At 43.9% G+C, this 12957-nt stretch carries 13 protein-coding genes; 3 read left to right on the forward strand and 10 right to left on the reverse strand.

Features of this window, described 5'->3' with window-relative positions; genetic code table 11:
• Positions 1-69: 69 nt before the first annotated feature.
• From ABIB39_RS22785 to ABIB39_RS22795, 3 genes are all read right to left on the reverse strand, one after another.
• Complete coding sequence (locus ABIB39_RS22785) at positions 70-255, reverse strand: GIY-YIG nuclease family protein (RefSeq protein ID WP_354432502.1); 186 nt, start codon at positions 253-255, stop codon at positions 70-72.
• A 96-nt stretch (positions 256-351) separates the two neighbouring features.
• Positions 352-1629 (reverse strand): L-fucose:H+ symporter permease, encoded by a 1278-nt coding sequence (gene fucP, locus ABIB39_RS22790; RefSeq protein ID WP_354432503.1) that lies wholly within the window; start codon positions 1627-1629, stop codon positions 352-354.
• Between the two features lie 49 nt (positions 1630-1678).
• Positions 1679-2839 carry a glycoside hydrolase family 172 protein gene (locus tag ABIB39_RS22795; RefSeq protein ID WP_354432504.1) on the reverse strand — a complete coding sequence of 387 codons (1161 nt, stop codon included), beginning with the start codon at positions 2837-2839 and terminating at the stop codon, positions 1679-1681.
• A 141-nt stretch (positions 2840-2980) separates the two neighbouring features.
• Between ABIB39_RS22795 and ABIB39_RS22800 the strand changes: the two genes are divergently transcribed.
• Complete coding sequence (locus ABIB39_RS22800) at positions 2981-4306, forward strand: DEAD/DEAH box helicase (RefSeq protein ID WP_354432505.1); 1326 nt, start codon at positions 2981-2983, stop codon at positions 4304-4306.
• Positions 4307-4601: 295 nt separating this feature from the next.
• Here ABIB39_RS22800 and ABIB39_RS22805 read toward each other — a convergent pair whose 3' ends face one another.
• The 4 genes from ABIB39_RS22805 to ABIB39_RS22820 form a co-directional block, all read right to left on the reverse strand.
• Positions 4602-4832, reverse strand: a complete 231-nt coding sequence (locus ABIB39_RS22805; RefSeq protein WP_354432506.1) for a VF530 family protein — start codon at positions 4830-4832, stop codon at positions 4602-4604.
• A gap of 20 nt (positions 4833-4852) precedes the next feature.
• On the reverse strand, positions 4853-5512 hold the full coding sequence (locus ABIB39_RS22810; RefSeq protein WP_354432507.1) for a beta/alpha barrel domain-containing protein: 660 nt from the start codon (positions 5510-5512) through the stop codon (positions 4853-4855).
• A 121-nt stretch (positions 5513-5633) separates the two neighbouring features.
• Positions 5634-6107: a DUF4920 domain-containing protein gene (locus ABIB39_RS22815; RefSeq protein ID WP_354432508.1), complete on the reverse strand. Its 474-nt coding sequence runs from the start codon at positions 6105-6107 to the stop codon at positions 5634-5636.
• Between the two features lie 293 nt (positions 6108-6400).
• Positions 6401-7009 carry an alpha-ketoglutarate-dependent dioxygenase AlkB family protein gene (locus tag ABIB39_RS22820; protein WP_354432509.1) on the reverse strand — a complete coding sequence of 203 codons (609 nt, stop codon included), beginning with the start codon at positions 7007-7009 and terminating at the stop codon, positions 6401-6403.
• Between the two features lie 62 nt (positions 7010-7071).
• Between ABIB39_RS22820 and ABIB39_RS22825 the strand changes: the two genes are divergently transcribed.
• Both ABIB39_RS22825 and ABIB39_RS22830 read left to right on the forward strand, forming a co-directional pair.
• On the forward strand, positions 7072-7296 hold the full coding sequence (locus tag ABIB39_RS22825; protein ID WP_354432510.1) for a hypothetical protein: 225 nt from the start codon (positions 7072-7074) through the stop codon (positions 7294-7296).
• 83 nt (positions 7297-7379) lie between these two features.
• Positions 7380-8252, forward strand: coding sequence for an alpha/beta fold hydrolase (locus ABIB39_RS22830; protein ID WP_354432511.1), 873 nt, complete (start codon positions 7380-7382; stop codon positions 8250-8252).
• On the opposite strand, the gene ABIB39_RS22835 is transcribed toward ABIB39_RS22830, so the two are convergent.
• The 3 genes from ABIB39_RS22835 to ABIB39_RS22850 all read right to left on the reverse strand — a co-directional run bounded on the left by ABIB39_RS22835 (position 8236) and on the right by ABIB39_RS22850 (position 12804).
• Complete coding sequence (locus ABIB39_RS22835; protein WP_354432512.1) at positions 8236-9498, reverse strand: sensor histidine kinase; 1263 nt, start codon at positions 9496-9498, stop codon at positions 8236-8238. The two genes, ABIB39_RS22830 and ABIB39_RS22835, sit on opposite strands and share 17 nt — an antisense overlap.
• 79 nt (positions 9499-9577) lie before the next feature.
• Positions 9578-11998, reverse strand: a complete 2421-nt coding sequence (locus tag ABIB39_RS22840) for a PAS domain-containing protein (protein WP_354432513.1) — start codon at positions 11996-11998, stop codon at positions 9578-9580.
• A 278-nt stretch (positions 11999-12276) separates the two neighbouring features.
• Entirely contained in the window at positions 12277-12804 is a 528-nt protein-coding gene (locus tag ABIB39_RS22850; RefSeq protein WP_354432515.1) for a TonB-dependent receptor domain-containing protein, read from the reverse strand.
• Positions 12805-12957: the final 153 nt, after the last annotated feature.

Consider the following 12957-nt stretch of genomic DNA (forward strand, 5'->3'; position numbering starts at 1 on the left):
AAACTATCAGACCGATCTTACTTTGCCTGCTACCTCCTTTGATTAACTTCTCGGCAGCGATTGCCTCTTCTATGTGCGAATAGAAACAATAATAAACCAACTTACCACAATTATACCTGGCAGTAAAACTTTTAGGATAAGTTTGTTTTGATGATCCCAAACACGACTAATTAAATCAGAAGTAACTCCTGTGTAGAAAACAGCATGTTGTTTGTTGGTCACGATGTACACACAACCACCTCGTTGCATAACCATATTTAATGCTTGTTGTATAATTGTCCTGAAGAGATTGCTTCGTACCTCGCAATGACGTGGTTTTTAATTTTCAGCTCGGGCCGGCAACAACTCATATTAATGCCCCTGCACCATCTCCACCTTCTTCACCTTCAAATTTCGGAGGGCGAACCAAAGGATCATGGCGAAACAAACGCCGGGTACGACGTAGGCAACCTGAATGTTTGATGCATCAGATATGCGGCCCATTATTGGCGGCAATACCGCGCCACCTACTATCCCCATAATTACTAAAGATGACCCGAGCTTTGTTTGTGGGCCTAAGTCTTTTATGGTTAATGAGAATATGGTTGGGAACATGATTGACATGAAGAACAGCACCGCCATCAGCACATAAACAACATCTGCGCCATGCAACGTAACAGCAACTGCGATAAGCCCGATGTTGATAATAGCATAGGTTACCAAAAGCTTAACGGGGTTAAATACAAGCATCAAAGCCGTGCCCGAGAGCCTGCCTAACATAAATAGTAATAATGCAATACTTAGTAACGTTGCAGCGCGGTGCTCGCCGAAACCGCCCACATGCTCGCTGTAACGGATAAAGAAACTAGTTACACAGGCTTGTCCGCCCACGTAGAAAAATTCGGCCAATACGCCCGACATTAAGTGCTTATTTTTGGTTAGCGCGGCTATCCTGCCAAACAATGGTTTGTTTTCAATTTCTTTTAAGTCAGCGGATTCTTCTTTAATGGTTGGGAACGTGGTACGCCATACCAAAATGGCAACCAGTAACACCACTATGCTGATGATAACGAACGGCAATTGTACCGATGAAGCTTCGTGGTTTAAGTATGATTCGAGTTTGGCCGGTGGCATGGCCTTTTCCTGAGCAGCTGTTAAAACAGTTCCCGATAGGATGAACGTCCCCCCGATATATGGCGCAAACGCCGCGGCCATACCGTTAAAAGTTTGTGCCAGGTTAATGCGTATGGTCGAACTTTTGGGGTCGCCAATGAGAGTTATGAGCGGGTTTGCAGCTGTTTCTAAAAACGCCATCCCCGAGAAAACTACGAATAAGGCGCCTAAAAAGAACGCGTAGTTACGCACCGCGGCTGCCGGGTAAAATAACATCGCCCCTACCGAAAACAACAGCAGACCAAATATGATACCGCCTTTATATCCATACTTTTTCATGAACTGCGCTGCCGGGATAGGCAACAAAAAGTAAGCGATGTACGATGCAGAATCTATCAGTGATGATTGGAAATCTGTCAACTGGCAGGCTTTTTTCAGGTGCGGGATCAGGATGGGGTTAAGGTTAAGGGCAAATCCCCAGATAAAAAACAGGGAGGTGATAAGCGCTACGGCCGCTAAGCTTTTGTCTTTTGACATGTATCAGTTAAATTTTTGTTTGACAATTGGTGGGCTGAATATAAATGTTTTAATTTACTTCCAGCTCATCTTTAGCGGGCAATTTGGGGAACGGCCCGTGCTGGCCCTGCTGGTACCAAAACACTACCGATGCAATATCATCCTGCAAAGGCATATACCTGCCCCCACTTTTCCAGCCCAGTGCCTGTATGGTCACTTTCAGGTTTTTCTCGAAACGGATTGGGTCGGTAATATGCCACCTGTACATGCCAAAGCGTTGGGCCACATTGTATAAGCCATCTCCGCGTATCACCTGCGGCAGGCCGGTGTAGGGGCCGCTAAACTCGGTATAGTTACGGGTTTCGCTGCCATCCGCGTTCTTTTTTCGGGTTTCAAAATTATACGATCCACAAAAATAATCTTCAGTCCCGGTGCCGATAATAGTTGGGAATTTGGTATCGCCATCCATAAAAAACTTTATCTCTCCCTCGCCCCACCAGCCGTTTTTATTAGAGCCATAGGCCAGGTAAGTGCCCACATACTGGCCCTTGCCTCGTATACTATCAACCAATACATAGTCCTTTTTGTACGGCAGCGGGTTTATTCGGCGAAACTGTGCGTGGAAATAGGCGGCATCATCCGGCACCTTAGTAAGCGTATAATCTACCTGGTAATACAGCACCATATCTTCGTCATCAATATTCTCCATGGTGATGCGGCACTTTTTACGGAACGGCATTGGCCAGTAGCAGTTAAACGCGCTGCCCGGGTTTACCACCACTGCCAGCGAAGTTACCGGCGCGTATTTACCCCAGCCCATACAAAAGAAATCGCCAACGGGGCTCTCTACCGAGGGTGTTGCCTCATCATCCCAATAAAAGCGGATAATAGCGTTGCGCCAATTGCCGGTAGGCGTCATCCAGATATGCTGTATGGCACCCTCGCCGTTAATTTCGGCAATGGTGTAGGTAGTGTGTTTTTTGATGACGACGCTTGGGCTTACTTTCCAGGTTTGGCCCAGGTCTCGCGAGGCGCCCGCGCCGGTCCCCGTGGTGGCCATGCCGCCTTTGCCTTTTTCGCCATTGAAGTTTTCGGGGCTGATAGAGCGGCTTACCGCGTCAGACGTTCGGTAAATATTGCCCATGCCGGCATCCAGGCCGTTAAATTTTTGTTGTGCGTGTGCATAGGTAAAGATACAAAGCACAAATGCCAACAGTAAAAGCTTTTTCATAAATCACAGCAGGTTTAATAAACTAAAGTAATAAATATCTGCCTACTAAAGCAAGATAGGCACGCAACAGCACTGGTTATTACAGCCTTTATCTTAAAAGCGGGATGGTTTTGGTATCTTTGCGCTCTTTATATTTTTGAAATGGCGTGGGCAGATAAATTTAAGCTAAATAAGCAACTAATAAAATCGGTAACTGAAGCAGGGTTTAGCAACCCTAAAGAAATGCAGTTAAAAACACTTAACCGCATTATTGGCGGGCAGGATGTGGTAGCTGTTGGCCCCGAGGGCTGCGGTAAAACTACCGTGCTTGTTTTGGCTACCCTTAACCGTTTTAAACACAGTGCCGATGGTACGCCTAAAGCGCTTGTGCTTGCGCCCGACCAGGAAAAAGTATTTGAGATATTGGAACAGTTTGACAGGCTGAACCGTAATAAAACCATCCGTATTGTAAGCCTGCACCCCGGCCAAACTACCGAGCAAAACATGGACGACCTTGCAGAGGGATCTGACATTGTGGTGGCTACTCCCGACAGGGCACGTGCTATTTACCTGAAGCTTGGGTTGAACTTGAACAAGGTAGATTTCTTCGCGGTGGATGATGCGCAGCTTATCGTTAAAAAAGGCTTGCAACTCCCTGTTGTAGAACTGGCTAACAGCATTGGCCGCGCGCAGCGACTGGTATTTACCGAGGTAATGCACGCCAAACTGGAGAAAATGATAGCACCCTTTATGTTGGAGCCAGCTATTGTGGAGGTTGAGGAAATGCCCGATGAACAGCTACCTGTTCACCCGCAGATGCTTTACCATTTACCAAACTTTGGTACTAAAATAAACTTATTGAACTTGTTCTTACAAGATGAGGAGTTATTCACCAAAACTGTAGTTTTTGCCAATACCCGCCTTACTGCAGAGACGATCTATAAAAGCCTTAACAATAAGTTACGTAAAACTGTAGCGATGATAAATCCGCTATCGTTTGAGTACAACAAGGTGAACGATGTAGACGAGTTTAAAGCCAACAGCGGCTGGCGCGTGCTTATTGTGGCCAACGAAGGCACAGAGGGTATAGATGTTACGGGCATCCCGTTCATTATTCACCTGGACCTGCCTGCCGAAAAAGAGGTTTACATAAAGCACGTTGAAAACCATGGTGTTGACGCTAATGATGAAACCTTAGCTTTAACCTTTATTACCGATCTGGAACTTGACCAGGTACGCAAAATTGAGCAGACAACCGGCCAAAAAATGCAAAAAGCCGACCTGCCTGATGAACTGGTAATGGAGAAAGACCGCAAGCAAAAGGAAGAGGAAAAAGAGCAGGCCAAAACAAAAAAACATACCAAACCAGATCCTAACCAATATGTACCCGGCGAGGCTTTCCACGAGAAGAAACCGGAAAACTCAAAAACATATAATTACAGTTCGGGCACCAAGGCCAAGATGAACATGAAGAAGAAACACGGGTAAGCTTTTCTATTCCTTCCCAAGAGAGGGATGTGGCAACGGTGTAGTAAAGGCAACACCAACAATGGCAAATTATACCTATAAATCAGGTGTCTCACGGTGTACCATTTTTTAAAAAAAACACCACTTAAAAAAATAATTTAACTTATTGTAATATAAATGTTTAACTACTTTTATATTACTTTATACTTTATGTAAAGTTAAAATTCATAAAAACACAATCATTTGTATATCAACATTTTGCATTAGTGTCCCACACCCTTGTCATAAAAAATGGGACAGTACAAAAATTAAGCAATTAGCTATTTTCTATCTCCTTATAAAATTCGATATACAACTCTTCTACCTTGGTACGTGCCCATGGGGTTTTACGCAGAAATTTCAAACTGGAGTTTACGCTTGGGTTATCCAAAAAACAATTGATGCGGATACGGTAACCCATTTCTGCCCAACCCAGGTGGGCTACCAAAGCTTTCAGGATGGCCTCTAATGTTTTGCCGTGCAGCGGGTCTTTTGATTGTTGCTCCATATAGCGCAAAGGTAAGTTATTTATTTGCTCAGCTGAACCAACTCCAGCGCTCTAAGGGTATCATTATATAACTGGCTGTATAGCCTTTTATCGAGCACGTTACCACTTATCAACTTACTCCCCATACCTACCGCGCACGCACCGGCCCGAAACCACGCTGCAATATTGCCTGCCTCTATCTCTACCCCGCCGGTAGGTATAAACAATTGCCCGGGGAACAGGTCCCTGATGGATGATATAAAATCTGGGCCAAGGATATTGGCGGGGAAGATCTTGATAAGTTTTGCGTGGTATTGCTGCGCCACATGGATCTCGGTTGGCGTCATACAACCGGGGATATAGAGCAGGTTGTAGTTATTGGCAACCAAGGCAACCTCGTTATCAACAACCGGCGACACGATAAAATCGGCACCGGCATCTATAAAAGCTTCTGCTTCTAACCCTGTTTTGATGGTACCGATACCCAGGTACAGGTCGGGCATATCTTTAGATACCCTTTGTTTGATGCTATAGAGGTTGCTCAGGGCTTCTTTGCCCCTGTTGGTGTACTCCAACACCCTAACGCCGGCATTGTACATAGCACGGATGATCTCGAAGCTTACATCAGCATCGTCATAAAAAAACAACGGCAACATCCCCTGCGACAAAATGCTATGTAATACTCTTTCTTTTTTGCTCATGCTTATATCCATTTGATGATCCCGGTGTTGGCTGAAAGTAAAAATCAACCCAACATAATGCCAATAAACAAGAAAAGCCTATAATTTCTTACAGGCTTTAATATCCGGTTATTCTATTTATCTATTTCACCACCAAAACGCCATCTGCCATTATCGAAATGTCTTTCTTCGGCGTATTGATCATGGCTATCTCTTCTTTTGTTTTACCCGCGTCTGCGGCGTAGTGTTTTAAACGCTCAACCGAAGTTTCTTTCACTTTGGCCTTACCCGCTACCACTACCGTTTTGCCCACGATGTTTTGTGGCATAAAGTAGACGTAATCTGTAAACTGCACCATAATTGGCGTACCGTTAGCTTGCTGCAATTTCATAAAGCAGCCTTTCTTTTTGCAAACCTCAACCACAGTGCCGGTAATTTTACCATTGTAAACGCTGTCGCTGGTAAGGGTTGTGTTCAATGCTTCGGTGCTTACAGCGTTGTCGGCCGTAACTGTTTTACCATAAGTAACGCCGGCATCGGCAAGTTTAATGGCACTTTGTGCAAATGTGATGGCGCTAAAGCCAAGGCATAATGCTAACAGGATCAGTTTCTTCATATTAAGGTTTTTATGATGTTCTCTTCACAAAAATAACACTTTATTTTAATATCCATGTGGCACTTCTAAATAAGCCATCCGCGGCAAATACAAAATTATTATGAAAAATTCTTTATTTATATAAATCCCATTAGTATTTGATTATAAATAGTTTATTATCGTACATTTCTTTATAGTTAAGACAGAATTTTTACGGTTTTGATCGTAGGTAATTTTGTCATGCTGCCAAATTAACCTCTTTTTGACGACGATAGATTCTGCGTTATCGCTCGGGACGACAAAATGAAATGCGGTTAACTTATTACCCTAAACGTTAAATTTATCCGCTCCTTTATTGCTTTGATTGATTTAGGCACCTGGTGCTCCCAGTTGTGCTGCAGGTCGCCTTTCATGATCAGGAGCGAGCCGTTCGCCAATTCTACCGAGTGCTTCAACTTATGGTCTTGTTTGTGCCTTACATCAAACCTGCGCATCTGGCCAAAACTAACGGAGGCTATTATAGGGTTTATACCCAGCTCAGGTTCATCATCGGCATGCCAGGCAACAGAATCATTGCCGTTGCGATAATCGTTCAGCAAAACGCTGTTAAACGTTATACCTGCGGCTTTGTCAACCCGTTGTTTAATGAACAGCAATTCTGATGTCCAAGGATAAGGGTCGTACTTTTTGCCGCTAAAAGCGTAGGTTTTACTATTATCACCGTACCAAGCTGTTAACCGGGGCGTGTTAAGCAGCTTACCATACATCCGGATGGTTTCCTGTTTCCATTGGATAGAGGCCTTTAACTTTTCCAGCAGGTCGGCGCTTTCCGCGGGGCTAAAGAAGGTTGGGCGATAATCCATTAATTCTAAAGGGAAATTTGGGTTCTGCCCTCCCCCATCAAAAAAACTCAGTTGCTCCATTATAAATTAGTAACAGTTTTTCGGCACGGAAAGTGTTATAAAACACTAAAAAATAATAGCATATGAGTTCGGCATTTGTAAAAGAGGGCGAAGCCCAGTGGCTGCACGAGATAGGCCCATCTATGACTGCCTTGCTGGTTTTTCTACAACACGAAAACGGCGGGTTAAGAATCTATGAACGTAAAAACTACTATAACCCTACCGAAGGGCGCGACGTTTACCAGATGAGCGACGGACTTAGCTACGCCAAAAATGACGATGGCAAGTGGTACATTGTGTGGGATTGAAATGTTAAAATAGGTTAAACGGTAACTGCATATTATCTATTTTAATTTTTTTGCGCTATCGTTGTATCACACAAACCTACACTATGAAAATTTTACGCCTGTCACTATTACTATTTGTATGCCCATTTGTTTTTGCATGTAATTCGCCACATAAGAAAATCAACCTTACCTCAAAAGTTAGCCTGATAAGTAACGGTGTAAGGATAGATTATACGGATACAGGCCGCGGCGACACCACCCTACTATTTGTGCATGGCTGGGCAATAAACAAAACCTACTGGGCCGATCAGGTGGCGTACTTTGGCAAAAGGTATCGGGTTGTTACCATTGATCTGCCGGGCTTCGGAAAATCGGGTAAAAACCGCACCAAATGGAACACCGCCGCTTACGGGCAGGATATCAAAAATGTAATGAATCAGCTCGGCCTTAAAAATGTGATATTGGTTGGGCACTCTATGGCAGGCAGTATCGTTTTGCAGGGTGCCGTCGACTCGCCGGAGAACGTAATAGCGCTGGTTGGGGTTGATAACTTTAAATCGGTAGGCATCGCATCAGCGGATAGCGTAAAGGACAAACAAGAGTATGCGAAGGTGATTTCCGCCATGAAAAAAAACTTTAAGGCCGTAGCATTCGATTGGTTTAACCAGGGGCTGTTCTATAAAACCACCAGCAAGGCTATTAAAGTCAGGATTTTGAACGATGTTGCCCATACCGATTCTACCATTGCCATTGCCACGCAGGAGTGGGATAATTTTAATGATGCGGCGATGCTTTTAAAAGCGAAAAAGAAACTCTTTCTTATCAACAGCGATTACCAGCCGACTGATACTACAGGTTTGGTCGCAAAAAAGATCCCGTACAAATTACTGATCATACATGATACGGGCCACTTCCCGATGGTTGAGAAGCCACAGGAATTTAATAAACTGTTGGACCAGGTTATTGCCGGTTTGTAATACTAACAGAATCGCCCATATCAATATCAACCACGGCATTCTTTTTAATAGAAAAAACAAATACAGCGCCATCGCCGATGCGTGATTCGGCGTGGATTTTCCCATCCAGTTTTCCTACCAATAGCTTAACGGTGTGCAAACCAAGGCCGTTGCCCATTTTATTAAAGCGATCTAACGCGTTAAGAGTAACAGCTTTTTCGAAAATTTTGTCGAGGTCTTTCTCGGCAATACCCATACCGTTATCGGTAACTTTAAAATGGTAGGTATCCCCCTCCTCTTTAAACAATATTTTGATAACACCTTTTTCTTTATCGTTATATCTAACCGCATTGGTTAGTAGGTTAAGAAAGATCTGCTCGAGCGCCACGTTAGAACAAATAAGTTCGTGCTCGTTAAGGGGCACGTTTATGGTGATGTTTGCAGGTACATCAACCAACTCAATTACATTTCTTAAAAGTACGTTCAGTTTTAACGTTTCCTGGTTTGATAATAAGCTTGATGGCTGGCTTGAATAATCCAGCATGTTATCCACCAGTGTAAGCAATCTTTTAGATGCGTTTATGGTTAACCCGGCAAGGCTGCGGCTTTTATGGTCGCCAGTATTTTGCAGGCGCATTTGCAGTGCCTGCGAGGTAAGTAAAATACTGCTTAGTGGGTTTTTAATATCGTGCGCTGCAGTTGAGGCAAATTTCTGGATGAACATATTTGCTTCCAGCAGGTCTTCGTTGCTTTTTTGCAGACTGCTTATTTTGCGGCGAAGTTCCATTTGGTTTAACACCTGTTTGGCTAACACCTGCAGGGCTTTCAATTGTTTTTCGCTAAGTTCTTTTGGTTCGCGATCTATAACGCAAAGGGAACCTAATGCATGACCATCCTCGTTAAGCAACGGCACGCCGGCATAAAAAACCACTTTTTCATCACCGGTTACAAAAGGGTTATTTATAAAGCGCTCATCTTTACGGGCGTCTGTTATCACCATTACTTTATTTTTGCTGACAATGGTATGCGCGCAAAAGGCATATTCTTTTGGGGTTTCGCTACCCTCGAAACCGTACTTTGATTTAAACCACTGGCGCTTGTCATCAATAAGGCTAATAAGCGCGATTGGGGTTTGGCAAATTTCTGAAGCAAGCATAGTAAGCTCCTCAAAGTCGTCTTCTGGTGAAGTGTCGAGAATATTATACGAAGCCAACGATGCTAAACGTTCGCTTTCGTTCTCCGGTAAGGGATAAGATGGCGTACTCAATAGTTTTTAATTAGACTATAAATGTACACATTATAAAATAATCCTTCGGTTTACGAAAGGTCATTTCTTACAACTTGTGTTATTTTAACGGTAGGGTAAACCAAAAGGCGCTTCCTTTGCCTAATTGGCTGTCTACGCCTATTTCACCGCCATGCTTCCTAACAATTTCGGCACTTATATAAAGGCCTAAGCCCAATCCCGAGTTTTGGTAGCCGGAAGCATCTGTACGATAATAACGCTCAAAAAGGTGTTTCAGTTTAGTTTCGGGGATGCCGGGGCCTGTATCTATAACAGATATTTTAGCCATTCCTCCTTTTTTTTCTATTTTAAAGACGATGTCTTTTGAATTTGGCGCGTACTTCACCGCGTTGTTCACCATGTTTACAATTACCTGATCTACACGATGCTCATCCGCGTGGATCTGTAACTTTTCGTCGCCATGAATGATCAGGTCATGCTTTCCCGCGGCGCGTACATGGTTGCAACATTGGGTAAGCATGCGGGCGATGGTAAACGTTGTTTTCTCCAGCTTAAGTTGCCCCTCGTTCATGCGACTAAGATTAAGCAAGTCCTCTATCAGGGTGCTGATCTTATCCATGCTGCGATTGCTTTGCTCTATAAGCTTAGTCATAATTTGAGCCGAAGGATCATCCTTTATCCTATCCATCAACTGCAGGGCCGCTTTAAGGCTGGTAACGGGTGTTTTAAGTTCGTGGCTGGCAATACTAATAAAATCGTCCTTTTGCTGGTCGTACGCTTTGCTTTCGGTGATGTCAATAAGTATGCCCGCCATTGTTTTCGGCTTACCATCATCATAGTAAACTTTCCCTGTAGACCGGATCCATCTTGGTTTGCTACCGTCGGCAGGGTTCACAAGGTACTCTATATCGAAACTCTGCTGGGTCTTAATCGCGTTTTGGATCACGTCATTCACCCTACCTGCGTGGCCAACGTCAATAAGTTTGTAAGAACCTTTAAATGTCACCTCCTCCTGTGGCAACAAGCCATTAATTTTTTTTGCCTGATCAGACATGAAGAGCTTATCCGTCGTTAAATCTACCGACCATGTACCCATCTCGGCCGAATCTATTGCTTGTTTTAAAGTATCCCTGGCCTTTTGCAATTCATCTCGCGCATTTACCTGCTCAGTAATATTTAATACTGTTGTTAAGATAGCCTCTACGTTCCCGTCCTGATCAAACAACGGGTCATATGCAAAATCAATTACATAATTAACCTCGCCCAGTGCGGTCTTCAACTGTACATCTATTTCAGGGATGGCTAATCTTTCGCCGGTATTGAATACATTATCCAGCATTTTGGGGAACGGCTGGTTGATGATCTCGGGGAACACATCCAATAGTTTTTTGCCGAGGGCTTGTTGCGGGGTTCGTCCCCATATTTCGTACATAGGGTCGTTGGCAATTTCGATCACCATATCCCTGCCGCGTAAAACCGTCATCCCTATCGGGGCGGTCATCACCATACTGTTTAGCCTGTTTTTACTATGCTCTATCTTTTGGCGGGCGGTTACCTGCTCGGTAACTTCAATCCCAATCACCATAATGGCACTAACCTTGCCTTCGGCATTTCGCAAAGGTTCATAAACAAAATTTACAAACACCTGTTCAGGCAATCCATTGCGAATCAGCGACAATTCATGTTCGCTGGCAATAAAAGCTATGCCCGACTTTATAACATCGTTCATTACCGGCGTATAAGCCTCTGCCGCTTCGGGCACCGCTTCCCAAATGGTTCGGCCTTCCATCTCATGCCTATGCTTTCCCACCAGTTCAAGATAGGCATCGTTTACATCCTGTATCCACAAGTCGCCTGCGCGGATAATACAGATGCCTACCGGTGCTTGTGTAATTACTGACCGCAGGCGCGCTTCGTTTTCAAATAACGTGCTGTTTAAGATATTCATTATCTCCTGCGACTCGGCAAGTTCCTCGTTGGTAACGGTAAGTTCTTCTATGGTAGATGCCAGCTCTTCGTTTGACGCGCCCAATTCTTCGTTAGCTGCAGCAAGCTCCTCGTTGGTCGATGCCAGTTCTTCATTGGCTGCCTGTAATTCTGACTCCAGCTCCAATTCGCGCTGGCGGCTAAGATAACGGGGAGTAACATCAATAGCAGTATGCAATACACAAATGGCCTTACCCGTGCTATCGGTTATGGCCTTGTATTCAAAATCAAAATAAAAGGGCTGTAGTTTTCCGTTTACCACCAGGTCGGCACGGGTGTCGCTGCCTGATATGGTTTTACCTGTGTGAAGTACACTTTGCAATAGGCCCAAAAATGGCTGGCCTTTTAATTCGGGTAAGGCGTCTTCAATGGGTTTGCCTATTACCGCGCGGTCTTTACCCCAAAGAGCTATCATCGCATCATTAGCGGTTTCGATGATCATCTCATCAGTACTGTGGATAGCAGTGGCTGTTTTTGCCTGGGTCAATACTTCAAGCAGTAAATCGCTGCTAAAATGGCTTGGATAAGTGCTCATTCAAATATGATGATGGATCTTGTAAAGTTAATTTATAAAAGTTGTATCAGGGGGCTAATCACTTGGGCGCAAAAATACCGCCAAAGCTTATCACCAACAAATATTATAGCTATAGGTTTTAAACAACTTAAAATGTTAACGTAAATCAGAAAGTGGTTCCTTTACCTAATTCACTTGTTGCACCAATCTTACCGCCGTGTTTTCGCACAATTTCCGAACAAATGTACCATCCTAAACCCAACCTAAGTATTGTATTCCCGAATAATCGGCGCAATAATTTAAAGTTTCAATTTAACCCCGCCGTTAATTACAAACCCATCCAACGGCGCGTAAATATCCCTGAACACTGGGTTGCTGATGCTGCCTGTATAAATACTTTCGAACTTTGTTTGGCGGGTATCTGTCAAATTCTCGAAATTGATGAATACCGAAAATCGCTTCCAGATCCGCTCGGCCATAAGCCCGGTTGTCCAGTAGGCTTTACCCATAGCGCCATCGTTAAGTTTCTGCGGACTAAAGTAATAAGCCTCGGCCCCTATCTTCCAGGTATCCTCTATCTCAAACATCAGCACATTGTTTAAGCGGTGTTTTGATACCAGCGTGTAGCTGCTTATGGTGCTACCTATGTGTTGGGTAACATCAGCATAAGTGTAACCTATAAATAGCTTAAAGTTGGCATAGGTTACCTTTACGTTCGTTTCTAACCCTTTGGTGTTAAGGTCGCCGGGGGGCTGTTGGTATTGCAGGTTACCATTGGCTAATTGGGTAAGCAATATGGGATGCGCTATACGGGTATAAAAGAACAATTGGTTGATGCTGAAACTGCCCTTCCCTCCTAAAATTGCCGTATGATAATTAATATCGTAACCCGTTGTGCGGTTTAAACTGCAAGAGCATGTTTGATCAGGTTAAGGGGTTTATTATTTAAGAAATTTAGATATTGGAGAGCAGCAATACTA

This window comes from Mucilaginibacter sp. UYP27, from assembly GCF_040547175.1.
Lineage (GTDB): Bacteria > Bacteroidota > Bacteroidia > Sphingobacteriales > Sphingobacteriaceae > Mucilaginibacter.